We start from the raw sequence: 26,952 nt of genomic DNA on the forward strand, positions 1-26,952 counted from the left end.
CACTCCCTGTCTCACTCCGGCAATACGATGTGGATGCGCCGGTTCTGCCGGCCCTTGCTTTCCAGCTTCAGCACCTCGACCCGCCCGATCTCCCCGGTGCTGGCCACATGCGTGCCGCCGCAGGGTTGCAGGTCCACCGGCGCGGCTTCCGCGCCGATACGGACCAGGCGGATCCGTCCGGCGCCGCGCGGTGGCTGCACGGACAGGGTGCGGACCATCTGCGGGCTGGCGTCCAGCTCCGCCTCGGTGATCCAGGTGGTGGAGATCGGGTGGTCGGCGGCGACCAGCTCCGCCAGGCGTTCGGTGAACCATTCCTTGGCGGGCGGGTCCGGCAGGTCGAAGTCGAGGCGGGACTTCTCCGCGCCGATCTGGTTGCCGGTGGCGTAGATGCCGGGCAGCACGCTGCACAGCAGATGCAGAGTGGTGTGCATCCGCATGTGCCGGTGCCGCCGGGTCCAGTCGAGGCCTAGCGTCACCTCCGCCCCCACGGGCGGCAAGGCGCTGCCCGGGGCCAGGGTGTGCAGGATGGCGCCGGCTTCGCCCTTGATGGCTTCGGCGACCGCGGCCTCCCCACCCTCCCAATGCAACGTCCCGGCATCGCCGGGCTGGCCGCCGCTGCGGGCGTAGAGGTTGGTGCGGTCCAGCACCACGCCACGCTCATCGGCCGCGATCACGCGCGCCGTCGCCTCCCGCAGATAGGCATCCTCGGTGAACAGGGTCTCGGTCATCATTTCCATTCCTCACGCAGCCGCGCGCGGTTCACCTGCAGCCAGAGCAGCGCGAGCGCGCCGGGGGCGTTCTGGATGCGGTTCTCCGCCACCATGCGGAAGGCATCCTCCGCAGGCAGCACCAGCACGCGGGTTTCCTCATTCTCATTGTCCAGGCCATGCGTGGTGGCGCCGGTATCGGACAGGTCCACGCAGGCGCAGTGGAAATGCACCACCTCGTCGCAGCCCCCCTGCATCAGCAGGAAGGCGCCGATGCGGTCCGTGGCGCCGGCCACCAGGCCGGTTTCCTCGGTCAGTTCGCGCTTGCCGGCCACCACCGGATCCTCCCCCGCCTCGAGCAGCCCGGCGGGGCATTCGGTCATCACGGGCGGCAGGCCGGCCGCGAGTGCCGGCAGGCGGAACTGCTCGATCAGCGCGACGCGGTCGGTGACGGGATCATAGGGCAGCATCACCACGCCCTGGCCGCGGCGCCACAACTCCCAGGTCAGGATGCCCGAGGGCGTGCCGTCGAAGCGCGCGTAGCGGAAGCGCACGCGTTGCAGGGCGAAGCGGTGGCCCCAGACCACCTCATCCTCCAGCACCTCCAGCCCCGGCCAGGGCGGGATCGGTGGGGCCTTGGGGTGGCGGGGCGGCGGCGATGCGGGCGGGGGTGGGCTGGCGCTCATGCCCGGCGGAACCTACGCTCGGGCGCCAGGAACGTCCATGTCCCCCACCCTTCCGATTCCCCTCACGGTCAGCGCGGCGCGGCGCCGCGGCATCCTGCTGGTGCTGGCCGCCTCGGCGTCCTTCGTGGTTTCGGCCGCGCTGGTGAAGTCGCTGGGGCCGGGGGTGCCGCTGCCGCAGATCATCCTGTTCCGCAACGCCTTCGCCCTGCCGCTGCTGATGCTGATGGTGGTGCAGGCGGGCGGCTTCCATCTGCTGCGGACCCGGCTGCCCTGGCGCCATGCGGAGCGTACGCTGTGGGGCATGTGCGGCATGGTCGGTGCCTTCCACGGCTTCGTGCACCTGCCATTGGCCACCGCCACCGCGCTCGGCTTCACCATGCCGCTGTTCCTGACGGCGCTGTCCGTGGTGCTGCTGGGGGAGAAGGTCGGCTGGCGGCGCTGGTCCGCGGTGGTGGTGGGCTTTGCCGGCGTGCTGATCATGGTCCGCCCCGGCTTCGGCGGCGCCGCGCTGCCGGTGTTCAGCGTAGGCCTGGTGCTGCTGGGCGCCTTTGGCTGGGCCATGGCGATGATGAGCATCCGCCGCATGGGAGAGGCCGGGGAGCCTGGCGTCTCCATCGTCTTCTGGTTCGCCCTGTCCTCCGCCGTGCTGGCGGGGATCGCCACCATCCCGGTCTGGGTCACGCCCTCGCCGCGCGAATGGCTCCTGCTGGCGGGCATCGGCTGTGTCTCCGCCGTGGCGCAGCTGCTGATGACGGCGGCCTATCGGCGCGGGGAGACCACGCTGCTGGCGCCCTTCGAATATTCCGGCCTGATCTGGACCATGTTCGCCGGCATCCTGATCTGGTCCGAATGGCCCGACGTGTTCGAGCTCATCGGCTTTGCCGTGCTGGTCGGCGCTGGCCTGTTCATCTGGTGGCGGGAAGTGGTGCGGGCGGCGGAGGCGCAGCGCAAATGACCTTCGACCCCGCCCGGCACCGCATGCTGGCCGAACAGCGCTGGTTCGAGGATTTCCGCCTCGGCGAGCGTTTCCCGCTGCCCAGCCGCACCATGACGAGCGCCATCTTCTCCGCCTTCCAGGCGGCCAGCGGCGACAATCACCCGATCCACTATGACCGCGAATACTGCCGGGCCCGCGGCCTGCCGGACATGCTGGCGCATGGCTACCAGGTGGCGATCCAGACCGCGGCGGGTGCGGGCATCTTTCCGCATCTGGTCGAGGAGTCGTTGAAGGCCTTCCTCGAACAATCCAGCCGCTTCCTGCATCCGGTTGTGCTCGGCGACACGCTGTATCCGTGCCTCGAGGTGGATGAGCTGACGCCGAACCGCAGCACCGGCGTGGTCGGCCTTCGCAGCACCGTGCACAACCAGCATGGCGTGCAGGTGCTGGAGGGCCGGCACCGTTACCTGCTGCGCAGGCGCGTCAGCGCAGCATGCCTTCCATCACCGCCATGATCAGCACCGCCACCACCGCGGCACCGGCGACAGCGGGGAAGATGTAGGGGTGGCGGAGATGCTCGACGTCGCGGCCGTCGCGTCGGTCGTCCTGATAGCGATCGCTCTGGTACTGGCTCATGCGGGTTTCTCCTCTCTCCACCCGCCCTGAACGCGCGCGCCGATTTGGCGGTTCAGCTCCGTTCCGCCCTCATTCGGTGGATTTCGCCAGCAGCAGCTTTTCGACGCGCTGTGTCGCGGCATGGCCCGGATGGGCGCGGCGCAGCACCGCCAGATGCGCCTCCGCCGCCACGCGGTTGCCGTCCCGCAGCGCCGTCTCCGCCAGATGCTGCTGCGCCAGCGGATGCTCCGGCACGGCGCGGACCGCGGCGCGGAAGGCGTTGCGGGCCGGGGCGTGTTCGCCCAGCCGCTCATGCAGCCGCCCGACCTGCACATGCTGGTCGGCCTCTCGCTGCGCCGCCGCGTTCAGCTGGTGTTCCAGCAGCAGGCAGGCCGCCTCCAGCGCGGCATCGCGGTCGATCGGCGGCGGGCCCGCGGGCGGCGGGCCGGCGCTGGCCGCATCGAGCGGGGCGAACAGGCTGGGCCGGTCGGGGAACCAGCGGCGGCGCACCGCCTCATTCACCTGTTCGAAGCGCGCCAGGAACGCGGCCGCCTCGGCCGGATGCGGCTGCCAGCCCCGGCCGGGCAGCGCCTCCGACACCGAGGCGGTGAAGCGGCGCCACAACAGGGATGACGCGCTCAGCCCCTCCGGCCGCGCCTTCAGCCGCTCGCCCAGGGTCCGCACCAGGTCGATCGCGGCGGGGGTGAGGGACAGGTTGCTCTGCCGGTCGGGGTGATCGGCCGGCACGGCGAGCGGCACCTCGCACAGCGCCAGGAAATCATCCACCGCGTCGCCCCGCGCCAGGCTGGAACGCTCGAAGATGCGGACCAGCATGGCGTCATCGCCGAAGACCGCCGCCCAATCCTCCAGCATCCGCGCATAGTCGTAATGTGGCAGCCGGTCCGGCCCCAGCTTCGGCAGCGCGGGCGGGTTGATGCCGGCCACCCGCAGAGCCTGGGTGTAGCCGCTGGCGGCGTGCTGGTCCTGCCGGCGCAGATACACCGCCACCCGGATCCGCGCGGCGAAGGGCGCCAGCAGGTCGCGCAGCCGGGTGATCTCCTCCCGCGTCGTCAGCAGCCCGCCGCATTGTTCGGCCGAGAGGATCACCAGCCGGGTCGTCGCCGGCAGCGCCGCCATCTCGGCCGCGAAGTCGCGCCGGAACTGCGCCAGCCGCGCCTCCGCCCCGATGCCATCCCACAGCGCCGGGTTGAAATGCCCGAGCCGCGACAGCGGCACGAGGGAGGCCGGCAGCATCCCGTGATTCGCCCAGCCGGGGCTCACCGGATAGCAGACCCCAAGCTTCGCCAGCGCCGCCCGTTGCCCGCCGAGCACCCGCTGGATGGAGGAGGTGGCGGTCTTCGAAAGGCCGATATGCAGGATCAGGTCGGGCTTCACGGCGGGCGGGTCAGAGGGTCTTCTTGAACCAGACCCGTGCATGGCCGGCGGGCATGCCCTCCAGCCGGCCGAACTCGGTATAGCCGTTGCGCAGCCAGAAATCCGGCGCCTGGAAGCTGAAGGTATCGGTATAGACCTGCCCGCAGCCGCGTTCCCGCGCGATCGCCTCCGCCCGCTGCAGCAGCTCCGACCCCACGCCCATGCCGCGCAGGTCGCGCGACAGCCAGAGCCAGTCGATGAACAGCCAGCCCCAGAAGGTCAGGCCGAGCAGGCCGCCACGGGCGGTGCCATCCGGCGCGCGGGCCAGCAGCGTGACCGGTTCGCGGTCATAGGGGCCGCCCATTTCCTGGTTGAAGGCGTGCAGGCCGCGCTGGATGGCGGCGACGGCGTCCAGTTCGGGGAAGGTGTCCTCGGAAATCTCGATCCCGGCATCCGGGCTCATGCCCCTCGGCGCCTCATCCCGTTCCGCCATGCCTCGTCGTCTCCTGCGGTGTCCGCCTGTTGCGGTGCGGCAAGTGGCCACATTGCGCGGCGGCTGAAAAGCCCCGGGCCCTGCCGGGGTCAGCCGCGGCGCAGCGCCAGCAGGGCGGCGGCAAGCGCCCGCATCTCGTTCGCGGCGAGGGATTTCGGCGAGGCCTCCGTCACCCCGAGGCCGGCGGCGAAGGCCTGGGCGATGCCGGTGCGGTTGCCGATGGTCGGGCCGAGCAGGGTCAGGTCGCGCTGGCCCAGCTCCGCCAGCACCTGCGCCAGCAGCTTGCCGCTGGCCGGCGCCCGGTTCAGCGCGATGGCGGCCGGGCGTTTCTCACCGAGCGCCAGCTCCAGCGTCGCATCCATGGCCCAGAGATCGGCGGATGAAGGCTGCAGCGGCACCAGCACCAGGTCCGCGTTGCGGATGGCGATCTTGGCGTCCGTATCGGCGTGCGGCGGCGTATCCAGCAGCACCACATCCTGCCCGCCCAGCTTGCCGAGCGCAGCCGGCAGGCGCCAGCCGGCGGGGGCTTCCATATGCAGCGGCAGGGCGCGCGGCCCGGCCTTGGCGCGTTCCGCGCCCCAGCGGGTGAGCGTCTGCTGCGGGTCCGCATCCAGCAACGCGACCTTCAGCCCCTGTCCCGCGAAGGCGGTGGCCAGGTTGGCGCTGAGGGTGGACTTCCCGGCGCCACCCTTGCGCTGTGCGACGGCGATGACGAAGGCCATGCTGGCGACTCCACGACCTGTTGATCCGCCAAGCCTAGCAAGAAACCGGCGTCAGCGCCCGGTTGTGGATGCGTCCGGCCTGGCGCCGGGCCGCGCCGGAACCGGGCTGTCGCCCGGCCGTACGCCTTCGCTACGCTGCGGCTGCGTCGCGCCGGGCACCGGGGGGGCGGGCAGGATGGTCCGGCCCTCGGGCGGGGTGGTGCTCGGCGGATGGCTGCGCGGCGTGCCGACGCCGGGGGGCGGGGAGGCGGGCAGTGGGCGGTCGGCCGCGGGCGGCGTGGCGCCAGGCAGCGTGGTCGGCGGCGGCTGCGAACTGGTGGCGGGCTGCTGCGCGATGGCGTGGCCGGCGAACAGCAGCGGCGCGATCAGCAGGGCGGCAAGCCGGAGGGGGCGAGGGGACTGGGTCATGCTGGGTAAGCGCCCCGCCGAGGCCTTCGGTTCCCTGGAACTTCTCCCCCCCAGCTCTTGGTTGCCGTGCCCTGGGCCGCGGCGCGGCGGACGCGGTAGGCTGGCGCATGGACCTGCCGCATGAATTGCTGACCCCCGCCGAGATGGCCTGCGCCGATGCCGCCGCCATCGCCGCCGGCACGCCGGGCCTGGTGCTGATGCAGGCGGCCGGGCGGGCCGTGGCGCGGGCGGTGCTGCGCCGCTTCCGTCCGGTGCGCTGCCTGGTGCTCGCCGGGCCGGGCAATAATGGCGGCGATGGCTATGTCGCCGCCCGGCTGCTGGACCAGGCGGGCTGGCCGGTGGCCGTCGCCGCCCTCGCACCCCCCAACCCGGGCACCGATGCCGCCGCCATGGCGGCACGCTGGCATGGGCCGGTGCGGCCCTTCGCGGCGGCGGAGGCGGCACGCGCCGGGCTGGTGGTGGATGCGGTCTTCGGCGCCGGCCTGTCGCGGCCGGTGGAGGATCAGGTGGCGCAGGTGCTGGGTGCGGCGGGCGGGCCGCTGGTGGCGGTGGATGTGCCCTCCGGCCTCGATGGCGGCACCGGGCAGCTGCGCGGCTTCGCGCCACGGGCGGCGCTGACCGTGACCTTCTTCCGCCTCAAGCCCGGCCACCTGCTGTATCCCGGCCGGGACCTGTGCGGCGAGGTGGTGCTGGCCGATATCGGCCTGCCCGCCTCCGTGCTGGCGGGCATCGCACCGCGCGCCTTCCGCAACGGCCCGGCGCTGTGGCGCCTGCCACGGCCCGAGGCCTCCAGCCACAAATACAGCCGCGGCCATGTCGCCGTGGTCGCGGGGGCCGGCATGACCGGCGCCGCCCGCCTTGCCGCCGCCGCCGCCCGCCGCAGCGGGGCCGGGCTGCTGACGATGCTGGCGCCGGATGCGGCCACCGCCGCCGTGCTGCGCGCCGGTGATCCCGGGGTGATGGTCTCGACCGAGGGGGCGGAGGCGCTGCGCCAGGATGGGCGGATCGGCGTGTGGGTGATTGGCCCCGGCTTGCCGCCGGATGCCGGGACCCGCGCCCTGGTGCACCAGGCGGTGGCGGCCGGGCGGCAGGTGGTGGCCGATGCCGGCGCGCTGCGGGCCGCGACCGGCGACCCCGCCGCGCTGGCCGGCTGCGCCGTGCTGACCCCGCATCTCGGCGAGTTCACCGCCATCTTCGGGCCGCCGGGGCCGGACCGGCTGGCCGCGGTGCGCGCCGCATCCCGCGCCACCGGCGCCGTGGTGCTGCTGAAGGGCGCGGACAGCCTGGTGGCCGCGCCCGATGGCCGCGTCGCCATCAACACCAATGCGCCGCCCTGGCTGGCCACCGGTGGCACCGGCGACGTGCTGGCCGGGATCATCGCCGGCCTGCTCGCCCAGGGGATGCCCCGCTTCGAGGCTGCCGCCTGCGCCTGTCACATCCATGGTGGAGCCGCATCGCGTGCCGGCCCCGGCCTTTTGGCCGAGGACCTCCAGGACCACATCGCGGCAACGATGACCGCGATGGCGCTCGACCTTCCCAAAGCCATCGGGCATGCTTCCTGAAACATGCAGAAAGGAACCGTGATGTCCGATGTGGCCGTTTCGCCCGGACTGATCGACCGAGCGCTGCGGCGCGTGACCTCGCTCTGGCGCGACATCGCCTCCTCCGCCCCGGCGGGGGAGGAGGGCATCGCGGCGCAGATGCGGGGCTGCCTGGATGCGCGGGGCGGCGAGGTTTCCGCCCGGTCGCGTGCCGCGCGGCTGGCGCAGAGCTACCTGGCCGGCGACCATGCCGCGCGCGGCGAATTCCTGCGCGCGCTCGCCGGCTTCGATTCCGACCATGGCGCCGTCGCCAAGGCGTGGGAAGCGGTGGCCGCGGCCGCGGATGCGGAAGCCCGCGCCACCGCCAAGGCCCGCCTGCGCCGGGTGCTGGAGCCGCCGCGGCTGCGGCTGCTGACGCAGTTCACCACCCTGCCGGATGGCGTGAAGTTCCTGGTGGAGCTGCGCGCGGACCTGCTGGCACGGATGAAGGGCGATGCCATGCTGCAGGCGCTGGAGGCTGACCTCCGCGGCCTGCTGGCCAGCTGGTTCGATGTGGGTTTCCTCGAACTGCGCCGCATCGACTGGACCTCCCCGGCCGAATTGCTGGAGAAGCTGGTGGGGTATGAGGCGGTGCACCGCATCCGCACCTGGCGCGACCTGAAGAACCGCCTCGATTCCGACCGCCGCTGCTACGCCTTCTTCCACCCGCGCATGCCGGATGAGCCGCTGATCTTCGTCGAGGTGGCGCTGGTGCAGGGCATGGCGGCCAATGTGCAGGGCCTGCTGGATGAAAAGGCGCCGCTGCTGGATGCGCGGCAGGCCGATACCGCCGTGTTCTATTCCATCAACAACTGCCAGCGCGGGCTGGATGGAATCTCCTTCGGCAACTTCCTGATCAAGCGGGTGGTGGATCTGCTCGGCGCCGAATTCGGCAAGCTGGAATGCTTCGCCACCCTGTCGCCGATCCCAGGCTTTCGCAGCTGGCTGGAGGCGAAGCTCGATGCGGATGATATCTCGCTGCTGACGGAGGATGAGGCCGCCACGCTGCGCGCCGCGGCGCCACCCGACCTCGCCATCGCCGCGCCGGATGCGGAGCCGGCGAGGGTGGTGGAGGAAACCGCGCCGCAGACGCTGCGCCGGCTGATCGCGCGGCGCGGCTGGGCGCGGGTGGAGGCCACCTCCAAATCGCTGGAGCCGATCCTGCTGCGCGCCTGCGCCCGCTATCTGCTGGCGGAATCCGGCCGCGACGGCAAAAGGGCGCGTGACCCGGTGGCGCATTTCCATCTGTCCAACGGCGCCCGCGTCGAGCGACTGAACTGGCGCGGTGACATTTCGGAAAAGGGTTTCCGGGAATCCTGCGGGCTGATGGTCAATTACCGCTACGACCCCGCCAAGATCGAGGATTACCACGAGGCCTATGCCGGGGAAGGCAAGCGCGCCGCATCGCCAGCCGTGCGCAAGCTCGCCAAGGGTTTCGTCTGAGCCCGGCGCGGCTGAACCCGGCTTGAGCCGCCCGCCTTCGCCTGCAAGGATCGCGGCAGGGCGGGGGCGGGGACAAGCGGTTTGAACATTCTGGGCGTGCCTGATTTCCGGCGCATCCTGCTTGTCGGGCTGCTGGTCTCGGTCGCGCGCTGGCTCGAGATGCTGGTGATCGGCGTGGTGGTCTGGCAGCAGACGCAATCCGCCTTCCTGGTCGCCATGATGACGCTGTTGCGGCTGCTGCCGATGGGGTTGTTCGGCGCCTTCCTCGGCGTGGCGGCGGACCGGGTGCAGCGGCGTTCCGCGCTGATCCTGATGCTGGTGGTGCAGGGCCTGGTGGCGGCGGTGCTGGCCCTTCTGGCGCTGGGCGGCAGCCTGGCCGTGTGGCAGCTGGGCGTTGCCAGCTTCATCGGCGGCATGGTCTGGGCCGCGGACAACCCGGTGCGGCGCATGATGCTGGGGGAGGTGGTGGGCGCCAGCCGCATGGCGCGCGCCGTCTCGCTGGATGTCGTGGCGAACAATGCCAGCCGCATCGCCGGGCCGGCACTGGGCGGCACCATCCTGGCCGCCGCCGGGCTGGGGCCGGCCTTCCTGCTGTGCGTGGCGCTGTATGCGCTGGCGGTGCTGGCGGCGCTGTGCCTCACGCATCGCAGCACGCTGGCGCCGCGGCCCGGTGGCGTCATGCGGGACATGCGCGAGAGCTTCGGCCTGGTGCTGCGGATTCCTGGCATGGCGGGGGTGATGATCGTCACGCTGATCTTCAACCTCTTCGCCTGGCCGGTTTCCTCCATGATCCCGGTGATCGGGCAGGACCAGCTGCGGCTTGGCGCGGATGGCGTGGGCCTGCTGGCGGGGATGGACGGGCTGGGCGCCCTGCTGGGTGCCGCGCTGCTGGTGCCGCTGGTGCGGCCGGCCTGGTATCGCGCCATCTATGTCGGCGGCACCGCGCTGTATTGCGGCATGTTCGTGGTCTTCGCCACCACCACCTCGGTGGTGCCGGCGGCGCTGGCGCTGCTGCTGGTGGGGGTGGGCAACGCCGCCTTCGCGGCGATGCAGGCAACGCTGGTCTACACCACCGCACCGCCCGAGCTGCGGTCCCGTGCGCTCGGTGTGCTGTCGGCCTGCATCGGGCTGGGACTGGTTGGCTTCCTGCATCTGGGCGTGATGGCCCATTGGCTCGGCGCGCCGCGCGCGACCATCGTGATTGGCCTGGAGGGGTTGGCCGCGCTGGTGCTGACGCGGCGCTGGTGGCGTGCACAAATCTCAAAAACGTGAGGTCACCCTCCGTGGTGGAGACGGATGCAGGGCGACAATCGGGGTCGATGCTGCTATCGAACGTGCGCAGCGGCCCTGCATTCCAGAGCCAGCGGTGGCGGCTTCGCTTGCCCCTCCGCCATCATGCCGCCCCGTCCCGCCGAAGCGTAAGGACAATATGACAAACCCCGTGGCGCGGTTCCCCATCGTTGGCATCGGCGCCTCGGCCGGAGGGGTGGAGGCGCTGCGACAATTGTTCCGCGCCCTGCGGCCGCCGCTGTCGATGGCCTTCGTCGTGGTGACGCATCTGGCGCGCGGTCATCTCAGTTCGCTGCCGCAAATCCTGAAGGATTGCATCGCGCTGCAGATCCTGGTGGCCGAGGACGGCCAGCAGGTGATGCCCGGCCATGCCTATGTCCTGCAGCAGAGCGCCATCATCACCATCCGTTCTGGCCGCATCGTGCTGCGCCCGCAGCCCAGCGGCAGCCGCGAACGCCACCCGATCGACGTCTTCCTGGCCTCCCTGGCGGAAGACCAGCAGGATTGCGCCATCGGCATCGTGCTGTCCGGCAGTGGCAGCGACGGCACGCTGGGGCTCAAGGCCATCAAGGCCGCCGGCGGCCTGACCATGGCGCAGGGCAGCAACGGCACCACCCCGCAATTCGGCGACATGCCGCACAGCGCCATCGCCGCCGATGTGGTGGATCTGGTGGTGCCATCCGAGCAGATCGCCGCAAGGCTGGCCGAGCTGTCGGTGACCTTTGCCGAACCGGCCTTCGAAAGACTGGGCAGCGAAGCCACCGCCGCGGCGCATGCGGCCATCGCCGGGATCCTGCAGGCCGTCGTCGGGCATGATTTCTCCGGCTACAAGGACCGCACCTTCTTCCGCCGCGTGCAGCGCCGCATCAATGTTCTGCGGCTGCGGGGCATCGAGGCCTATATCGCCCGGCTGCGGGCGGATGCCGAGGAAGCGCGGGCGCTGTTCGATGACCTGCTGATCGGCGTCACCAGCTTCTTCCGCGATGCGGATGCCTTCGCCGCCCTCGGCGAACGCGTCATTCCCCGGCTGTTCGAGGGCCGCGGGCCGGAGGAGGTGGTGCGCATCTGGGTCCCTGGCTGCGCCACGGGGGAGGAAGCCTATTCCCTGGCCATCCTGCTGCGGGAGCAGATGGAGGCGCATCCCGGTGGCGCGCGAGCGCAGATCTTCGCCACGGATATCGATGAGGCAGCACTCGCCGTGGCGCGGCGTGGCCGCTACCCAGGCGCGCTGCTGGCCGGCATGTCGCCGGAACGTCTGGCGCGGTATTTCTCCCTGGATGCGGCGAGCTACGCGGTGGCCAAGCCGCTGCGCGACCTCGTTGTCTTCTCACCGCACAGCCTGATCAACGACCCGCCGTTTTCCCGCATCGATCTCGTCTCCTGCCGCAACCTGCTGATCTATATGGGCGCGGGCTTGCAGGACCAGGTGATCCCGCTGTTCCACTACGCACTGCGGCCGGGCGGCTTCCTGTTCCTCGGCATCGCCGAGACCATCCTGCGCCATGCGGAACTGTTCATTCCGGAGGATAAGACGCACCGCATCTACCGGCGACGGGACGATGTCGTCGTGGAGGGCCCGGCGGCGCGACTGCTGGAAAACCCGCTGAGCACCAACCGCATCTGGCCATCCCGCGCCTTGCTGCGCCCGCCGCTGCCGCCGCGCCGGGTGGAGTTGCGGCAATCGGTCGAGGCGCTGGTGCTGGACCGTTTCGCGCCGGCCCATGTGGTGGTGAACCGCGATGGCGACGTGCTGCATCAATCGGCTCATCTCGGCCGCTATCTGGAACCCGCCATTGGCCGGCCGACCCGCCAGCTGATTGCCATGGCGCGCCCGGGCCTGCGCTTCGCGCTGCGCGCCGCAATGCGGGAGGTGCTGGAGACGCAGGAAACGGTGGTGCGCCCGACCGTCGAGATCGAGGAGGGCGATCGCCGCACCAACGTCGCCCTGACCATCACGCCGATGGGCGGGCGAGACGTCGCGGAGCAGCAATTCCTGGTGGTCTTCGCCGACCTGCCCAGCGCCGCGCCGCCCGCCACGCCGCTGGATGCGGCCGGGCAGGGCCATGTGCATCTGCTGGAGCGCGAACTGCGCGACACGCGGGAGAAGCTGCTGACGACCAGCGAGGAATATGAGACCGCCACGGAAGAACTCACCTCGGCGAATGAGGAGCTGGTCTCGGTCAATGAGGAGTTGCAATCCACCAACGAGGAGTTGGAAACCTCGAAGGAGGAACTGCAATCGGTCAATGAGGAGCTGCGCGCGGCCAATCAGGAGCTTTCGTCCAAGATCAACGAGCTGGACCGGGTGAACGCCGATCTGCGCAACCTGTTCGACAGCACGCAGATCGCCACCCTGTTCCTCGACCGACACCTGGTGATCCGCAGCTTCACCCCGGCGGTGACCAGCATCTTCAACCTTGTCGCCAGCGATCGCGGCCGCCCGGTGACGGATTTCGCCGGGCAACTCGACCATGTGGACCTGCGGCGGGAAGTGCGCCGCGTGCTGGAGGAGCGCGAGGCGGTGGAACGCCGCGTCACCGCGCGTGACGGCCAAGTGCATTACCTGATGCGCCTGCTGCCCTATCGCACCGCGGAGGGTGAGGTGGATGGCGTGGTGCTGACCTTCTTCGACGTCACCAAGGTGGTGGAGGGCGAGATCCTCAGAACGCTGGTGGATGAGCTCAACCACCGTGTCCGCAACATGCTTCAGGTGGTGCAGGCGGTTGCCACCAGCACCCTGCGCCATGCCGGGTCGCTGGAGGACTTCTCGGCCGCCTTCGCAGGCCGCATCAAGGCGCTGGCCCAGGCGCATGAACTGATCGGCGAACAGGGCTGGACCTCAGTCGACCTGGAGGCCCTGGTCGCCAAGGAACTGGCGCCACTGACGGACCGGCCAGGCCGTATCGCCTTTGGCGGTGCCGCCGTGCCGTTGCGGCCGAAGGTGGCGCTGGGCCTCGGCATGGTGCTGCATGAACTGGCGACCAACGCCACCAAGCACGGGGCGCTTTCGGTCCCGAATGGCCGGCTGCGGATCGATTGGTCCGTACAGGGGAAGGATGCGGCGGCGCGGCTGCACATCACCTGGCTGGAACAGGGTGGACCGCCGCCGGTGGAGGGCCCTCAGCGTCGCGGTTTCGGCACGGAACTGGTGCGTCGGCTGCTGAAGCACGACCTCGGCGGCACCATGGCTTTGCAGCAGGTGGCGGAGGATCGCACGGTCAGGCTCGACCTGCCGCTGCGCGGCTTGCCGGTGCCGCAGCCGCCTTTTTCGAACATTGCCGCCGCCGTGGCACCAGCCGAAGCCTCAACCGAGAGCCCGCCGGCCAACAGCCAGACACACTGATCCGCGAAGCGCCTCCGCGGTTCAGGCCAGGGCGAAGCGCACCGTGATGCGGGACCCCGGCCCGCTGGCGAATTCCACCAGCCCACCGATCGTGGCCGCCATCGCCTGCACGATGCGCCCGCCGAGGCCGGTGCCGGCGGGCAGGGCGGCGCCGGCCCCGCCAATGCCGTCATCCTCCACCCGCAACACGCCGTCCGTTCCCTCAAGCGCCAGCGTCACCCGGATCGGCCCGCCCTGCGGCATGCCGGGATAGGCGTATTTCAGCGCATTGGTCACCAGTTCGGACAGGATGACGCCCAGCGAAACGGCACGGTCCGGCGGAACTTCCAGCGGTGCGCCGGTGAAGGCGATGCACGCCGTCTCCACGCTGCGGCCAATCTCCTCCAGCAGCCCGCCCAGATAGTCGTTCAGCGCGACGGAGCGCACATCGGCGGAGGTGTAGAGCCGCCGGTGCACCTGCGCGACGGCGGCGATGCGGTGGCGTACCGCCGCCAGCGCGGCCCGCGCCGCCGGGTCGCTGACCGCGCCTTCCTGCAGCCGGGTCAGGCTGGCGATGATCTGCAGGCTGTTGGCGACGCGGTGGTTCACCTCCTGCAACAGCAGGGCGCGGCTGGCGGCCAGTTCCTCAGCCCGGTCCAGCGCGGAGCGTACCTTGGCTTCCGTCTCCGCCTGCTGGCGGCGCATCGTGGCACGGTCCACCGCACCCTCGATGGCGCGATGCAGCAGCAGCAGGAAGCTCTCGCCTGGGGTCTTCACCACGAAATCCTCGGCCCCCGCGCGCAGCGCCGCCACGGCGACGCGCGTTTCATCCGCGCCGGTGACGAAGATGACAGGGGCCGGATCAGGCAGTGCGTGCAGGGCGGCCAGCGTCTCCAGCCCATCCGCGCCGGGCATGTAGTGGTCCAGGCAGATCGCGGCGAAATTCTCCTCCCGCGCGCGGGCCACGCCCTGGTCGCCATCATGGGCTGTGACGACCTGATGCCCGAAGCGGCCAAGCGCGCGCTGGACCAGGCGGCACAGCGCCTGGTCGTCGTCGATGTAGAGGATGCGGAGGGCCGGCTGGGTCATGGGGCTGTTGGCGGCACCTGGATCACGGCAAGGAACAGTCCGAGCTGGCGGACCGCCTGGGCGAAGGTTTCGTAATTCACCGGCTTGGTGATGTAGACGCTGCAACCGAGTTCATAGCAGCGCCTGATCTCCCGGTCGTCATCCGTTGTCGTCAGCACGATCACGGGTGCGAGGCGCAATTCGGCATCCGCCTTGAGACGCGCGAGAATATCGATGCCGCTCATATCCGGCAGGTTGAGATCGAGCAGCACCAGCACCGGCGCACCGGCCTGGCGCTGCGGCCCGAACAGATGCTCCACCGCCGCGGTGCCGGAGGCGAGATGCAGCACGTCGTTGTAGACGCCGGCGCGCTTCAGGTTCTTCTCGATGAGACGGGCATGCCCCTCATCATCCTCGATCATGACGATACTGACGGCTTGGGCGGAGACGTTCATGCGGGCTGGTCCTCCAGTGTGTTGGCCGTGTCGGTGTCGGGCGCGGGCAGCACATCCGGCAGCAGCAGGGTGAAGACGGAACCTTCGCCGAGCCGGGACGCCAGGCGGATATCGCCGCCCATGCGGCGGGCCAGGGCGCGGACATGGGCGAGGCCGATGCCCTCTCCGGGCTTGTCCTGCGGGCCGGACCGGCGGAACAGTTCGAACACGCGGCTATGGTCGCGCTGGGCGATGCCGCGGCCATTATCCACCACATCCACCGCATGCAGCCCGGCCTCGCGCCGGGCGCGCACCAGGATGCGGCCGGGGCGGGCGGGGTCGAGGTATTTCACGGCATTGTCCAGCAGATTGCCGAGGATCTGTTCCAGCGCCAGCCGGTCCGTCCGCAGGGTGGGGAAGGGCGCCTGCAGCCGCAGCTCCGCGCCAGCCGCATCCAGCTGGTGGTGCAGGCTGTTCGACAGCCCCTCCAGCAGCGCCTGCACCGCCACCGGCTCCGCCGTCAGCCGCCGGCGGCCTTCACGCGACAGCGCGAGGATGGCGCCGATCAGCCGGTCCATGCGGTTGGTCGAGGAGCGGATGAAGCCAATTGCCTCCGGGATGTCCTCGCCCACCGCATCGCGCACCTCCTGCGTCACCAGGGCGGGGGCCTCGGCCTCGGCGCGTTCCATCAGGCCGCGCACGGCGACGATCGCGGTCTCCAGCTCCTGCGTGAAGCCCATGACATTGACCAGCGGCGCGCGCAGATCGTGGGAGACGATGTAGGCGAAGCGCTGGATTTCCTCATTCGCCGCCATCAGCGAACCGGTGCGCGTGGCAACCCGCTGTTCCAGGCCCGCATTGGCGTGTTGCAGCGCGGCCTGTGCCGCCTCCAGGTCGCGCGTGTAGCTGCGGGCCGCGCGCAGCGTGCCGAAGCTGACCAGCGCGATCACCAGCAGGCCAAGAAGCGCGCCGGACAGCAGCAACTGCCCGGACCTTTCCAGTGATGCGCTGCGTTGCTGCTGCCGGGCGCTGGTGCGTTGTTCCACACCGTCGATCTGGGCCCGCACCTGGTCCATCAGCAGCTTGCCGCGCCCGCCACGGACGAGCGCGATCGCCGCCTGGATGTCGCCGGCCTCGACAAGGGCGATGCCCTGTTCCAGCTCGGCCAGCTTCGTCTCGACGGCGGCACGAAGTTGGGGCTGGGCCTCGATCAAGCCGCCATCGGCCGCCACTTGTGCGGCCAGCCTTTCAAGCTCCTGCGGCAACTGGGCCTGCGCGGAACGATAGGGCGCGAGATAGGCAGGTTCGCGCGTCAGCAGGTAGCCACGCTGGCCGGTCACCGCATCCTGCAGCGAGGCCATGACCTCCGCGTTCGAGACGCGGATCTGCTGCGTGGCGACGACGGCGTTGGCGTAGCTGCGGGTTTCCTGGACCAGCCAGACGAGACCCACGCCGAGCGCGAGGAGAATGACAAACCCAAGCGCCGTAAGGCCGAGGGTGATGCGGCCGAAGGCTGCCTGCGTCCAGGTCATGGATCCGTTTCGGTTTCAGTGCGACGGGCGGCCAAGCGACCGCATCGCCCCATCGCCGGGGGCGGCTTGCGGCACAAGAGCGCGCGGACGACCGTTCTGTTCCCGTCTTTCACCTTTTCGTGTTGCGCCTGGCCCGGCGGCGGTCGCCCGATCGGTATGCCGGACCGCCTTCGCGTCGCGGCCGCCACGTCCTATCCTGCCGGTAAATGTCCAGGAGGCGCAGATGACCGCCGAACGCCCGACCCGCCCGGCACCCCAGCCGCAACCGGCCGAATTGGCGCGCACCGATGCCGATCGGCTGCGGCTGCTGCATGCGCTGGAACGCAAGCTGCTGTGGCTTTCCGCCTGGATGATCCATCACGCCAACCACATCCGCCCGAACCGCGATGGGTTGAAGGTCGGCGGCCACCAGGCTTCCTGCGCGTCCTCCGTCTCGATCCTGGCGGCGCTGTATTTCGAGATCCTGCGGCCGCAGGATCGCGTCGCGGTGAAGCCGCATGCCGGGCCGGTGTTTCACGCCATCAACTACCTGCTCGGCCGGCAGGAGCGGGAGAAGCTGTCCACGCTGCGGCAGTTCGGCGGCATCCAGCCCTATCCCTCGCGCGTGAAGGACGGGGCGGAGGTGGATTTCTCCACCGGCTCCGTCGGCCTCGGCGTGGCGCTGACCAGTTTCGGCAGCCTGGTGCAGGATTATGTGCGCCTGCACGGGCTGGGGCGGCCGGAGATTCCGGCCGGCCGGCATGTGGCGATCGTCGGCGATGCCGAACTCGATGAGGGCAATATCTACGAAGCCCTGCTGGAAGGCTGGAAGCATGATGTCCGCAATGTCTGGTGGGTGGTGGACTACAACCGCCAGAGCCTGGACAGCGTGGTGCCGGACCGGCTGTTCGGCCGCATCGAGGGCCTGTTCCGCGACATGGGGTGGAACGTCGTCACCCTGAAATACGGCCGCCGCCTGGAAGCCGCCTTCGCGCGGGATGAGGGGGAGGCGCTGCGCCGCTGGATCGATGACTGCCCCAACAGCCTGTACGCCGCACTCACCTTCCAGGGCGGCGCCGCCTTCCGCCGCGCCATCCTGGCCGAACTCGGCCGGGTGGACGGCGTGCGCGCCATCATCGACCCGCTGGACGATGACGAGCTGGCCGCGCTGATGACCAATCTCGGTGGCCACGACATCGAGACGCTGACCGAGGCGTTCCGGGCCGCGGCGGCGGAGGGCGACCAGCCGACCTGCTTCATCGCCTACACCATCAAGGGCATGGGCCTGCCCTTCGCCGGGCACAAGGACAACCACGCCGGGCTGATGACCAAGGAGCAGATGGCGACGTTCCGCGACGCCATGGGTATCCGCGACGGCCATGAATGGGACCGCTTCGAGGGGCTGGACGTGCCGACGCCCGAGCTGGAGGCCTTCCTGGCCGGCATCTCCTTCGCCCAGCCCCTGGCGCCGGAGGGGCGCCAGTTGCAGGCGCCCACCATCCCGGTGCCCACCACCCTGCCGGCACCCCGCATCCCGCCCGGCCGGATGATGTCCACCCAGGGCGCCTTCGGCGAGATCCTGGCCGAGATCGGCCGCGGGCAGGGGGCCAATGCGGCACTGGCCGAGCGGATCGTCACCACCAGCCCGGATGTCACCGTCTCGACCAATCTCGGCCCCTGGGTGAACCGGCGCGGCATCTTCGACCGGCATCTGAAGAACGACGTGTTCCGGGACGCCAAGCTGGCCTCCGCGCAGCGCTGGGGCATGGGGCCAGAGGGGCAGCACATCGAGCTCGGCATCGCCGAGCAGAACCTGTTCCTGCTGCTCGGCGCGCTCGGCCTGTCCCATTCCCTGTATGGGGCGCGGCTGCTGCCGGTTGGCACGGTGTATGACCCCTTCGTCAATCGCGGGCTCGATGCGCTGATCTACGGCTGCTACCAGGATGCGCGGTTCCTTTTGGTATCAACGCCGTCCGGCCTGACCCTCGCCCCGGAAGGCGGCCAGCACCAGTCGGTGAACACGCCGCTGATCGGCATCGCGCAGGACCGGCTGGTGGCCTACGAACCCGCTTATGCGGATGAGCTGGCGATCCTGATGCGCTTCGCCTTCGACCATATGCAGAAGCCGGATGGCAGTTCGGTCTGGCTGCGCCTGTCCACCCGGGCCCTGGCGCAGCCGGAGCGCAAGCTGGACCCGGCCGGCGTGATAGCCGGCGGCTATTGGGTGGTGCCGCCGGGGCCGGGGACGAAGCTCGCCATCGCCTATCAGGGCCCGATCGCGCCGGAGGTGCGGGAGGCCTTCGAGGCGGTGCGGGAGGATGTGCCCGATGCCGGGCTGCTCGCCGTGACCAGCCCGGACCGGCTGCAGGCCGGCTGGCTGGAAAGCCGGCGCGGGCTGCGCCAGGGCAGGGCCAGCGAGGTCTCCGCCATTGAACATTTGCTGGCGCCACTGGATCGGGACGCCGCGCTGGTCACCATCCTGGATGGCCATCCGGCCGCCCATGCCTGGCTCGGCGCGGTGCGTGGGCAGCGTGTGGTGCCATTGGGCGTCGATCGCTTCGGCCAGGCCGGTGACCTGCCGGACCTCTATGCCGCCTACGGGCTGGATGCCTCCGCCATACTGGATGCCTGCGCCGCGGCGGTTCTCGGCCAGTGAGCGGCCTGCCCGACGCCAAGGCCGGGGCCCCGCCCTCGCCAGAGCCGGCGGCCGCCAGCCTGCGCCCCAGGAAGCGGAGCCTGCCAGCACCAGGGCTGGACGATGTCCGCGCCGCCTACCGCCTGTTCCTCAACCGCGAGCCGGAGAATGACGGCGTGATGGAGCGCCATCTCGCCGCCTCGCCGAGCTTCGAGATGCTGAGCCGCCGTTTCGCCCGCTCGGCCGAATTCCTCGCCAGCGGCGCGCCGCCGCCGCCGCCACTGCTGCCGCTGACGGCCGGCCCGCTGGAGGCGGAGGTGACGGCGGACCCGGAACAGATGGCGGTGATGCTGGCGCGCACCGGCCATTACTGGGAGAGCATCGGCGCGGAGGCGCCGCACTGGTCGGTGCTGACCAATGAGCGCTTCCTGCCGGAACGAATCGAGGAAACGAAGAACGCCTTCTATGGCTCCGGCCGCGACGATGTCGCATTGATCGAGGCGCTGCTGGCGCGCCAGCGCATCGCCCCGGCCGCGCTGCCACGCTGTGTGGAGTTTGGTTGCGGCGTCGGGCGAGTGACGCTGATGCTCGGGAAGCTGTTCCGGCAGGTGACGGGCTGCGACATCTCTGCCCCGCATCTGGAGCTGGCACGCCAGGAAGCCGCGGCGCGGGGGATGACCAACCTCGCCTGGCACCGCAGCAGCCTGGCGGCTGCCATGCCGCCAGGACCGTGGGATTTCTGGTATTCGCGCATCGTGCTGCAGCACAACCCGCCGCCGGTGATGGCCATGCTGCTGCGCCAGGCTTTCGCCGGGCTGGCGCCGGGCGGCGTCGCCATCTTCCAGTTGCCGACGCATTGGCTGGGCTACCGATTCCGCACCGCGGAGTACCTGGCGGATACCGCCAGGCCGGGCATGGAGATGCATGTGATGCCGCAATCCAGCGTCTTCGCCCTGGCTGCCGAGGCCGGGTTGCAGGTGCTGGAGGTGCGGGAGGACAGCCATGTGGTGAGCAAGAACCCGTCCTCCTGGCTGTCCAACCTGTTCGTGCTGCGCCGGCCGCTGTAAGGCGCCGCTTGGCGGGTCGGCCCGCTTCACGCTAAAGCGCGGGCTACGCGGGCGTGGTGGAATGGTAGACACGCTGGTTTTAGGTACCAGTGGCGCAAGCCATGGGGGTTCGAGTCCCTCCGCCCGCATTCCGAGCCGCCGCTTGCCGCGCCGATGGCCCGGTTTCGGGGCCCTCCCCATTGCCCCCGGCGCCCTTGGGCGGTAACGGGGCGAGCCTCAAAGCGTCTTGCGCCCGTCATGGGCGCCTCTGTGCATAAAGAAGGTCCGAAATGCAGGTCACCGAGCTTCCCGCCGAGGGGCTGAAAAGGGCGTTCCAGGTCGTTGTCCCGGCGGCCAGCCTCGCCGAAAAGCGCGACAAGCGCCTGAAGGAACTGGGCGCGGACCTCCGCCTGCCCGGCTTCCGCCCCGGCAAGGTGCCCACCGCCGTGGTCAAGCAGCGCTATGGCCAGGCGGTTGCCGGCGAAGTGCTGGAGCAGTCGGTGGATGACGCGACCCGCCAGGTGATCGCCGATCGTGGCCTGCGGCCCGCCATGCAGCCGAAGATCGAGCTGGTGAACTACAGCGAGGGCGCCGACCTCGAATACAAGATCGACCTCGAGCTGCTGCCCGAGATCCCGATGCCGGACTTCGCCTCGATCGAGCTGGATCGCCAGAAGGCGACGCCGGGCGATGCCGAGATCGACGCCTTCCTGGCCACTATGGCCGGCCGCCTGGCGAATCTGGAGGACGTGGCCGAGCCGCGCCCGGCCGCCAAGGGCGAGATGCTGGTGGTCGATTTCGAGGGCCGCACCAAGAACGAGGACGGCACGCTGTCCGAGCCCTTCCCGGGCGGCACGGCGACCGATACCCCGATCGAAGTGGCCGGCGAGGGCTTCATCCCCGGCTTCACCGAGCAGCTCGAGGGCATGTCCCCCGGTGAGCAGAAGGAGATCAACGTCTCCTTCCCCGCCGAATACGGCTCCGCCGCGCTGGCCGGCAAGGATGCCGTGTTCGCCATCAACGCCAAGGCGTTGAAGGTGAAGGTGCTGCCGGTGATGGATGATGAATTCGCCAAGCGCGTCGGCCTGGACGACATCGCCACGCTGCGCGCCAAGGTGGCCGAGAACCTGCAGGGCGAATATGACGGCCTGGCCCGGATGAAGGTGAAGCGCGCCCTGCTGGACGCGCTGGCCGAGAAGGCCGTGTTTGAAGTGCCGCCGGGCATGGTGGAGAGCGAATTCGCCCAGATCTGGCAGCGCGTGGAGCAGGACCTGAAGGCCGGCAAGCTCGATGCCGATGACCAGGGCAAGGACGAGGACACGCTGAAGGCCGACTACCGCGCCATCGCGGAGCGCCGCATCCGCCTCGGCCTGCTGCTGTCCGAGATCGGCCGGACCAACAACATCCAGGTCACGAACGAGGAGCTGAGCGCCGCGATGCGGCAGGAAGCCTCCCGCTATCCGGGGCAGGAGAAGCAGGTTCTGGATTATTTCCGCAAGAACCCGCAGACCATCGAGAACCTGCGCGCGCCGATCTTCGAGGAGAAGGTGGTCGATTTCGTGCTGGAGCTGGCCAAGGTGACGGACCACCAGGTGGCGCCGGAAGCCCTGACCGCCGAGGAGCCGGCGGCGGCCTGAGCCGCTGGCTGACAGGCACGGGTTGCGCGGGGCGGTGCCAACAGGCCCCGCCCCGTTTGTTTTGCGGGGCTTGCCAAGTGCCGCCGCAGCCCCCAACTCCGCGCGCCGCCGGACCACCTGGCGGGGCGCGCCGGGCAGGGGGGGCTTTGCGAGGCGCGCGGCTTTCCCCATCTTAAAGGGAATGGCAGAGATTCGCTGTCAGGCTGCGGCTTCGGTTGCCCGGCCGGGGGGACTAAGCCGGGAATGTTTCGCCCAGGCCGGTGACGGACGGGCATGAAAGGGACCACCATGCGTGACCGCGATCCGGTCGAATTCTACAACAACGCGCTCGTCCCCATGGTCGTCGAACAGACGGCGCGGGGTGAGCGGGCCTATGACATCTATTCGCGCCTGCTGAAGGAGCGGATCATCTTCATCACCGGGCCGATCTTCGACCAGGTTGCCTCCCTCGTCTGCGCGCAGCTGCTGTTCCTGGAAAGCGAGAACCCGAACAAGGAAATCGCCTTCTACATCAACAGCCCCGGCGGCGTGGTGACGGCCGGCCTCGCGATGTACGACACCATGCAGTACATCCGCAGCCCGGTCTCCACCGTCTGCCTCGGCATGGCCGCCTCCGCCGGCAGCCTGCTGCTGACCGCCGGCGCCAAGGGCAAGCGCTTCGCCCTGCCGAACAGCATGGTCATGGTCCACCAGCCCTCCGGCGGCGCCCAGGGCCAGGCGACGGACATCGCCATCCAGGCGCGTGAGATCCTGAAGACGCGGGAGCGCCTGAACCGCATCTATGTGCACCATACCGGCCAGCCGCTTGCGGAGATCGAGGCCAAGATGGAGCGCGATACCTACATGACGGCCGAGGAAGCCCGCGACTTCGGGCTGATCGACCAGGTGGTGGAACAGCGGCCGGTGCCGCCCACGGACCCGGTGAAGATCTGAACGCGATGGCGCCCGGGGGCGGCGGTTTGCCGCCCCGGCACTGTCACGGTGCTTGTTGCACTTTCCCCCGCGCGATTGCGGGGCTATCTTCTTTCGTTTCCCGCCCCCCAGCCGGGGGGCAGGTGTCCCGGTCCGTCAGCCTGCGAGGCGGCCGCGGCTTGAGGCTTTCGGAGCGCGCATGAGCAAGTCCGGCGACTCGAAGAACACCCTGTACTGCTCGTTCTGCGGCAAATCGCAGCACGAGGTCCGGAAGCTTATCGCCGGACCTACCGTGTTCATCTGCGATGAATGCGTCGAGCTGTGCATGGACATCATCCGCGAGGAGCACAAGACGCACCTCGTCAAGTCGCGTGATGGCGTTCCCACGCCGCGCGAGATCTGCAAGGTGCTGGATGATTACGTCATCGGGCAGGACCACGCCAAGAAGGTCCTCTCGGTCGCGGTGCATAATCATTACAAGCGCCTGGCGCATGGCGGGAAGACCGGCGAGATCGAGATCGCCAAGTCCAACATCATGCTGATCGGCCCCACCGGGTCCGGCAAGACGCTGCTGGCGCAGACGCTGGCCCGCATCCTCGACGTGCCCTTCACCATGGCGGATGCGACCACGCTGACGGAAGCCGGCTATGTGGGTGAGGATGTCGAGAACATCATCCTCAAGCTGCTGCAGGCCGCCGACTACAATGTGGAGCGCGCCCAGCGCGGCATCGTCTATATCGACGAGGTCGACAAGATCAGCCGCAAGTCGGACAACCCCAGCATCACGCGGGACGTCTCCGGCGAAGGCGTGCAGCAGGCGCTGCTGAAGATCATGGAAGGCACCGTGGCCTCCGTTCCGCCGCAGGGTGGCCGGAAGCATCCGCAGCAGGAATTCCTGCAGGTGGACACGACCAACATCCTGTTCATCTGCGGCGGCGCCTTTGCGGGGCTGGAGAAGATCATCGGCTCCCGCGGCAAGGGCTCCGGCATCGGCTTCGGCTCCGAGGTCCGCGCGCCGGATGAACGCCGCACCGGTGCCATCCTGAAGGAGGTCGAGCCCGAGGATCTGCTGAAATTCGGCCTGATCCCGGAATTCATCGGCCGCCTGCCGGTGGTGGCGACGCTGGAGGATCTGGATGAGAAGGCGCTCATCGAGATCCTGACCAAGCCGAAGAACGCGCTGGTGAAGCAGTATCAGCGGCTGTTCGAGATGGAGGGCGCGAAGCTCACCTTCACCGAGGACGCCATGAAGTCCGTGGCGATGCGCGCCATCCAGCGCCGCACCGGCGCCCGCGGCCTGCGCTCCATCATGGAGGCGATCCTGCTCACCACCATGTTCGACCTGCCTGGCCTCGAGGATATCGAGGAGGTGGTGGTGAACCGGGAGGTGGCCGAAGGCCGCGCGAGCCCGCTGTTCATCTATGGTGAACGCCCCGCGGAGCAATCTGCGGGGTGAGCATGGAGGTGGCCTCCCCGGCACGAGGCGCCCGCATCCGGCGCGCCTTGTGGTGGTGGGGAAGGGGGGCCATCTGTCTGACAATCCCGTGGCGCCGGGAGCCGTGCCAGGAACCAGGTGCCCCGTCGGGTGGCCTGGGGGCGGCTTCAGCGCCGATCGTCCAAAGTGAGGTCCGATATGGCGGCTAATCCCACCGAACCCGTCCGCGGCGAGCTGCTCCCCGTTCTGCCGCTGCGTGACATCGTCGTTTTCCCCCACATGATCGTGCCGCTGTTCGTCGGACGCGAGAAATCCGTCCGCGCCCTGGAAGCGGTGATGCGTGATGACAAGCAGATCCTGCTGGTCGCGCAGAAAAACGCTGCCCAGGACGACCCGGGCGCCGATGATCTGTACAAGGTCGGCACCGTCTCCACGGTGCTGCAACTGCTGAAGCTGCCGGACGGCACCGTGAAGGTGCTGGTCGAAGGCGGCCGCCGCGCCCGGATCGACGCCTATAAGGGCACCGATCCCTATTTCGAGGCCTTCGCCGCGACCGCCGAGGAGCCGCCGAAGCCGGAAGGGCGTGAGCTGGAGGCGCTGGCCCGCACCGTGGTCGCGCAGTTCGAGCAATACATCAAGCTCAACAAGAAGATCGCGCCCGAGGTGCTGGTCTCGATCAACCAGATCGAGGAGCCGGCCAAGCTGGCCGATACGGTGGCCAGCCACCTTAACCTCAAGATTTCGGAAAAGCAGGAGCTGCTGGAGATCGAGGGCGTCGGCCCGCGGCTCGAGCGCGTCTTCGCCCATATGGAATCCGAGATCGGCGTCCTGCAGGTGGAAAAGCGCATCCGGAGCCGCGTGAAGCGGCAGATGGAGAAGACGCAGCGCGAATACTACCTGAACGAGCAGCTCAAGGCGATTCAGAAGGAACTCGGCGAGGGCGAGGAAGGCAAGGACGAATCCGCGGAGCTGGAGGCCAAGATCAAGGCCACCAAGCTGACCAAGGAAGCACGCGAAAAGGCGATGGCCGAGCTGAAGAAGCTCAAGACCATGTCGCCCATGTCTGCCGAAGCCACCGTGGTCCGCAACTACCTGGATTGGATGCTGTCCATTCCGTGGAAGAAGAAGACCAAGATCCGCAACGACATCGTCGCGGCGGAAGCGGTGCTGGACGCGGATCACTACGGCCTTGAGAAGATCAAGGAACGGATAATCGAGTATTTGGCGGTGCAGACGCGCAGCCCGAAGATCCGTGGTCCGATCCTGTGCCTGGTCGGCCCGCCCGGTGTGGGCAAGACCTCGCTCGGCAAGTCCATCGCCAAGGCGACCGGCCGCAATTTTGTTCGTATGTCCTTGGGCGGCGTCCGCGACGAAGCCGAGGTACGTGGCCATCGTCGGACCTACATCGGCTCCATGCCGGGCAAGGTTCTGCAGGGGATGAAAAAGGCAAAATCCTCCAACCCACTGTTCCTGCTGGATAAGATCGACAAGCTCGGTGCCGATTGGCGCGGCGACCCTTCCTCCGCCCTGCTGGAAGTGCTGGACCCGGAGCAGAACGGCACCTTCAACGACCATTACCTGGAGGTCGATTACGACCTGTCGGACGTGATGTTCGTCACCACCGCCAATAGCCTGCGCATGCCCCAGCCTCTGCTGGACCGCATGGAGATCATCCGCATCCCCGGCTACACCGAGGATGAGAAGGTCGAGATCGCCAAGCGCCATCTGCTGCCCAAGGTCAGCGAAGCGAATGGCCTGAAGCCCGCCGAGTGGTCCATCTCGGACGAGGCGCTGCGCGATATGGTGCGCTACCACACCCGCGAGGCAGGGGTACGCAACCTGGAGCGCGAGCTGGCCGGCATCGCCCGCAAGGCGGTGAAGGAGATCGTGGCGAAGAAGTCCAAGAAGGTGACGGTCACCGTCAAGAACCTGGACAAGTTCGCCGGCGTCCGGAAGTTCCGCTACGGCGAGGCGGAAGCCGAGGACATGGTGGGCGTCGTCACGGGCCTTGCCTGGACCGAGGTGGGTGGCGAGATCCTCACCATCGAATCGGTGGTGCTGCCGGGCAAGGGCGCGGTGAAGACCACGGGCAAGCTGGGCGACGTGATGCAGGAAAGCGTCTCCGCGGCGCTGTCCTATGTCCGCAGCCGCTCGATCAATTTCGGCATCAAGCCGACGGTGTTCGAGAAGCGGGACATCCACGTCCATGTGCCGGAAGGCGCGACGCCGAAGGACGGTCCCTCCGCCGGCGTGGCGATGGCGACCTCCATCGTCTCCGTCCTCACCGGCATCGCGGTCCGCAAGGATATCGCCATGACGGGCGAGATCACGCTGCGCGGGCGCGTGCTGCCGATCGGCGGCTTGAAGGAGAAGCTGCTGGCGGCGCTGCGGGCCGGCGTCACCACCGTCTTCATCCCGAAGGAGAATGAGAAGGACCTGGCCGAGATCCCCGACAACGTGAAGAAGAACCTGACCATCATCGCGGTCAGCCACGCGGATGAGGTGATCTCCCAGGCCCTGGTGCGGAAGCCCGAGGCCATCACCTGGGAGGAGCCGGCGGAGCCGGCTCAGGGCGCAGGCGGCGGCACGGGCGACGGGGCGGCGGTTCGTCCGCACTGACAAGCCGGCCGGGATGAACGGGGAGGGGTGTGCGCCAGCTCGGCGTGCACCCCTTCGTCGTTTTGGGCTTTTCCTTGT

22 protein-coding genes and 1 tRNA gene are annotated in these 26,952 nt (G+C 69.3%); 13 read left to right on the forward strand and 10 right to left on the reverse strand.

Annotated features, from left to right (window positions below):
* Nucleotides 1–11: 11 nt before the first annotated feature.
* Nucleotides 12–728: an alanyl-tRNA editing protein gene (locus Q8S40_RS24305; protein ID WP_305672473.1), complete on the reverse strand. Its 717-nt coding sequence runs from the start codon at nt 726–728 to the stop codon at nt 12–14.
* Entirely contained in the window at nt 728–1,393 is a 666-nt protein-coding gene (locus tag Q8S40_RS24310) for an NUDIX domain-containing protein (protein WP_304815950.1), read from the reverse strand. Before Q8S40_RS24310 ends, Q8S40_RS24305 begins: the two co-directional genes overlap by 1 nt.
* Nucleotides 1,394–1,430: 37 nt before the next feature.
* On the opposite strand from Q8S40_RS24310, the gene Q8S40_RS24315 reads away from it, so the two are divergent.
* Nucleotides 1,431–2,348, forward strand: coding sequence for a DMT family transporter (locus Q8S40_RS24315; protein ID WP_305672474.1), 918 nt, complete (start codon nt 1,431–1,433; stop codon nt 2,346–2,348).
* Nucleotides 2,345–2,845, forward strand: coding sequence for a MaoC family dehydratase (locus Q8S40_RS24320; protein ID WP_304815947.1), 501 nt, complete (start codon nt 2,345–2,347; stop codon nt 2,843–2,845). The genes Q8S40_RS24315 and Q8S40_RS24320 overlap by 4 nt, the downstream gene beginning before the upstream one ends.
* On the opposite strand, the gene Q8S40_RS24325 is transcribed toward Q8S40_RS24320, so the two are convergent.
* The 5 genes from Q8S40_RS24325 to Q8S40_RS24345 all read right to left on the reverse strand — a co-directional run bounded on the left by Q8S40_RS24325 (nt 2,814) and on the right by Q8S40_RS24345 (nt 5,942).
* Entirely contained in the window at nt 2,814–2,966 is a 153-nt protein-coding gene (locus tag Q8S40_RS24325; protein ID WP_304815946.1) for a hypothetical protein, read from the reverse strand. The genes Q8S40_RS24320 and Q8S40_RS24325 overlap by 32 nt on opposite strands.
* Before the next feature lie 69 nt (nt 2,967–3,035).
* Entirely contained in the window at nt 3,036–4,340 is a 1,305-nt protein-coding gene (locus Q8S40_RS24330; RefSeq protein WP_305672475.1) for a M48 family metallopeptidase, read from the reverse strand.
* Nucleotides 4,341–4,350: 10 nt separating this feature from the next.
* Entirely contained in the window at nt 4,351–4,782 is a 432-nt protein-coding gene (locus Q8S40_RS24335) for a GNAT family N-acetyltransferase (protein ID WP_305672476.1), read from the reverse strand.
* Nucleotides 4,783–4,901: 119 nt separating this feature from the next.
* Complete coding sequence (locus Q8S40_RS24340) at nt 4,902–5,534, reverse strand: ParA family protein (protein WP_304815942.1); 633 nt, start codon at nt 5,532–5,534, stop codon at nt 4,902–4,904.
* A 51-nt stretch (nt 5,535–5,585) separates the two neighbouring features.
* Nucleotides 5,586–5,942, reverse strand: a complete 357-nt coding sequence (locus Q8S40_RS24345) for a hypothetical protein (protein ID WP_305672477.1) — start codon at nt 5,940–5,942, stop codon at nt 5,586–5,588.
* Between the two features lie 107 nt (nt 5,943–6,049).
* On the opposite strand from Q8S40_RS24345, the gene Q8S40_RS24350 reads away from it, so the two are divergent.
* The 4 genes from Q8S40_RS24350 to Q8S40_RS24365 all read left to right on the forward strand — a co-directional run bounded on the left by Q8S40_RS24350 (nt 6,050) and on the right by Q8S40_RS24365 (nt 13,598).
* A complete protein-coding gene (locus tag Q8S40_RS24350) occupies nt 6,050–7,504 on the forward strand; it encodes an NAD(P)H-hydrate dehydratase (RefSeq protein WP_305672478.1) in 1,455 nt (484 codons plus the stop codon).
* A 21-nt stretch (nt 7,505–7,525) separates the two neighbouring features.
* Nucleotides 7,526–8,965, forward strand: a complete 1,440-nt coding sequence (locus tag Q8S40_RS24355) for a malonyl-CoA decarboxylase (RefSeq protein ID WP_305672479.1) — start codon at nt 7,526–7,528, stop codon at nt 8,963–8,965.
* Between the two features lie 96 nt (nt 8,966–9,061).
* Nucleotides 9,062–10,237 carry an MFS transporter gene (locus Q8S40_RS24360; RefSeq protein ID WP_305672480.1) on the forward strand — a complete coding sequence of 392 codons (1,176 nt, stop codon included), beginning with the start codon at nt 9,062–9,064 and terminating at the stop codon, nt 10,235–10,237.
* Between the two features lie 157 nt (nt 10,238–10,394).
* Nucleotides 10,395–13,598: a chemotaxis protein CheB gene (locus Q8S40_RS24365; protein ID WP_305672481.1), complete on the forward strand. Its 3,204-nt coding sequence runs from the start codon at nt 10,395–10,397 to the stop codon at nt 13,596–13,598.
* Between the two features lie 21 nt (nt 13,599–13,619).
* On the opposite strand, the gene Q8S40_RS24370 is transcribed toward Q8S40_RS24365, so the two are convergent.
* Genes Q8S40_RS24370 through Q8S40_RS24380 form a run of 3 tightly spaced genes read right to left on the reverse strand, consistent with a single transcriptional unit; the run spans nt 13,620 to nt 16,611 of the window.
* Nucleotides 13,620–14,666: a sensor histidine kinase gene (locus Q8S40_RS24370; RefSeq protein ID WP_305672482.1), complete on the reverse strand. Its 1,047-nt coding sequence runs from the start codon at nt 14,664–14,666 to the stop codon at nt 13,620–13,622.
* Nucleotides 14,663–15,100 carry a response regulator gene (locus tag Q8S40_RS24375; protein WP_304815927.1) on the reverse strand — a complete coding sequence of 146 codons (438 nt, stop codon included), beginning with the start codon at nt 15,098–15,100 and terminating at the stop codon, nt 14,663–14,665. Before Q8S40_RS24375 ends, Q8S40_RS24370 begins: the two co-directional genes overlap by 4 nt.
* Nucleotides 15,097–16,611: a CHASE3 domain-containing protein gene (locus Q8S40_RS24380; protein ID WP_305672483.1), complete on the reverse strand. Its 1,515-nt coding sequence runs from the start codon at nt 16,609–16,611 to the stop codon at nt 15,097–15,099. Before Q8S40_RS24380 ends, Q8S40_RS24375 begins: the two co-directional genes overlap by 4 nt.
* Nucleotides 16,612–16,960: 349 nt before the next feature.
* Here Q8S40_RS24380 and Q8S40_RS24385 point away from each other — a divergent pair, with 349 nt between their 5' ends.
* From Q8S40_RS24385 to lon, 7 genes are all read left to right on the forward strand, one after another.
* Nucleotides 16,961–19,246, forward strand: a complete 2,286-nt coding sequence (locus Q8S40_RS24385; RefSeq protein ID WP_305672495.1) for a 1-deoxy-D-xylulose-5-phosphate synthase N-terminal domain-containing protein — start codon at nt 16,961–16,963, stop codon at nt 19,244–19,246.
* Nucleotides 19,243–20,292 (forward strand): class I SAM-dependent methyltransferase, encoded by a 1,050-nt coding sequence (locus tag Q8S40_RS24390; protein ID WP_305672484.1) that lies wholly within the window; start codon nt 19,243–19,245, stop codon nt 20,290–20,292. The genes Q8S40_RS24385 and Q8S40_RS24390 overlap by 4 nt, the downstream gene beginning before the upstream one ends.
* Before the next feature lie 47 nt (nt 20,293–20,339).
* A tRNA-Leu gene (locus tag Q8S40_RS24395) sits at nt 20,340–20,420 on the forward strand.
* 141 nt (nt 20,421–20,561) lie between these two features.
* Nucleotides 20,562–21,908: a trigger factor gene (tig, locus tag Q8S40_RS24400; protein ID WP_305672485.1), complete on the forward strand. Its 1,347-nt coding sequence runs from the start codon at nt 20,562–20,564 to the stop codon at nt 21,906–21,908.
* Between the two features lie 288 nt (nt 21,909–22,196).
* The gene (locus Q8S40_RS24405; RefSeq protein ID WP_304815917.1) at nt 22,197–22,841 is read left to right on the forward strand and encodes an ATP-dependent Clp protease proteolytic subunit; all 645 of its coding nucleotides are present in this window, start codon (nt 22,197–22,199) and stop codon (nt 22,839–22,841) included.
* Between the two features lie 178 nt (nt 22,842–23,019).
* Nucleotides 23,020–24,276, forward strand: a complete 1,257-nt coding sequence (clpX, locus tag Q8S40_RS24410; protein WP_305672486.1) for an ATP-dependent Clp protease ATP-binding subunit ClpX — start codon at nt 23,020–23,022, stop codon at nt 24,274–24,276.
* Between the two features lie 177 nt (nt 24,277–24,453).
* Nucleotides 24,454–26,874, forward strand: a complete 2,421-nt coding sequence (gene lon / locus Q8S40_RS24415; protein WP_305672487.1) for an endopeptidase La — start codon at nt 24,454–24,456, stop codon at nt 26,872–26,874.
* Nucleotides 26,875–26,952: the final 78 nt, after the last annotated feature.

Origin of the sequence: Falsiroseomonas sp., assembly GCF_030695085.1 — a bacterium.
GTDB lineage: Bacteria > Pseudomonadota > Alphaproteobacteria > Acetobacterales > Acetobacteraceae > Falsiroseomonas.

Excerpts from the sequence above, each read along its gene's own strand:
- Q8S40_RS24305 (WP_305672473.1), bottom strand. The coding sequence starts at position 728 with ATGACCGAGACCCTGTTCACCGAGGATGCCTATCTGCGGGAGGCGACG.
- Q8S40_RS24310 (WP_304815950.1), bottom strand. The coding sequence starts at position 1,393 with ATGAGCGCCAGCCCACCCCCGCCCGCATCGCCGCCGCCCCGCCACCCC.
- Q8S40_RS24315 (WP_305672474.1), top strand. The coding sequence starts at position 1,431 with ATGTCCCCCACCCTTCCGATTCCCCTCACGGTCAGCGCGGCGCGGCGC.
- Q8S40_RS24320 (WP_304815947.1), top strand. The coding sequence starts at position 2,345 with ATGACCTTCGACCCCGCCCGGCACCGCATGCTGGCCGAACAGCGCTGG.
- Q8S40_RS24325 (WP_304815946.1), bottom strand. The coding sequence starts at position 2,966 with ATGAGCCAGTACCAGAGCGATCGCTATCAGGACGACCGACGCGACGGC.
- Q8S40_RS24335 (WP_305672476.1), bottom strand. The coding sequence starts at position 4,782 with ATGAGCCCGGATGCCGGGATCGAGATTTCCGAGGACACCTTCCCCGAA.
- Q8S40_RS24340 (WP_304815942.1), bottom strand. The coding sequence starts at position 5,534 with ATGGCCTTCGTCATCGCCGTCGCACAGCGCAAGGGTGGCGCCGGGAAG.
- Q8S40_RS24345 (WP_305672477.1), bottom strand. The coding sequence starts at position 5,942 with ATGACCCAGTCCCCTCGCCCCCTCCGGCTTGCCGCCCTGCTGATCGCG.
- Q8S40_RS24350 (WP_305672478.1), top strand. The coding sequence starts at position 6,050 with ATGGACCTGCCGCATGAATTGCTGACCCCCGCCGAGATGGCCTGCGCC.
- Q8S40_RS24355 (WP_305672479.1), top strand. The coding sequence starts at position 7,526 with ATGTCCGATGTGGCCGTTTCGCCCGGACTGATCGACCGAGCGCTGCGG.
- Q8S40_RS24365 (WP_305672481.1), top strand. The coding sequence starts at position 10,395 with ATGACAAACCCCGTGGCGCGGTTCCCCATCGTTGGCATCGGCGCCTCG.
- Q8S40_RS24370 (WP_305672482.1), bottom strand. The coding sequence starts at position 14,666 with ATGACCCAGCCGGCCCTCCGCATCCTCTACATCGACGACGACCAGGCG.
- Q8S40_RS24375 (WP_304815927.1), bottom strand. The coding sequence starts at position 15,100 with ATGAACGTCTCCGCCCAAGCCGTCAGTATCGTCATGATCGAGGATGAT.
- Q8S40_RS24380 (WP_305672483.1), bottom strand. The coding sequence starts at position 16,611 with ATGACCTGGACGCAGGCAGCCTTCGGCCGCATCACCCTCGGCCTTACG.
- Q8S40_RS24385 (WP_305672495.1), top strand. The coding sequence starts at position 16,961 with ATGATCCATCACGCCAACCACATCCGCCCGAACCGCGATGGGTTGAAG.
- tig (WP_305672485.1), top strand. The coding sequence starts at position 20,562 with ATGCAGGTCACCGAGCTTCCCGCCGAGGGGCTGAAAAGGGCGTTCCAG.
- Q8S40_RS24405 (WP_304815917.1), top strand. The coding sequence starts at position 22,197 with ATGCGTGACCGCGATCCGGTCGAATTCTACAACAACGCGCTCGTCCCC.
- clpX (WP_305672486.1), top strand. The coding sequence starts at position 23,020 with ATGAGCAAGTCCGGCGACTCGAAGAACACCCTGTACTGCTCGTTCTGC.
- lon (WP_305672487.1), top strand. The coding sequence starts at position 24,454 with ATGGCGGCTAATCCCACCGAACCCGTCCGCGGCGAGCTGCTCCCCGTT.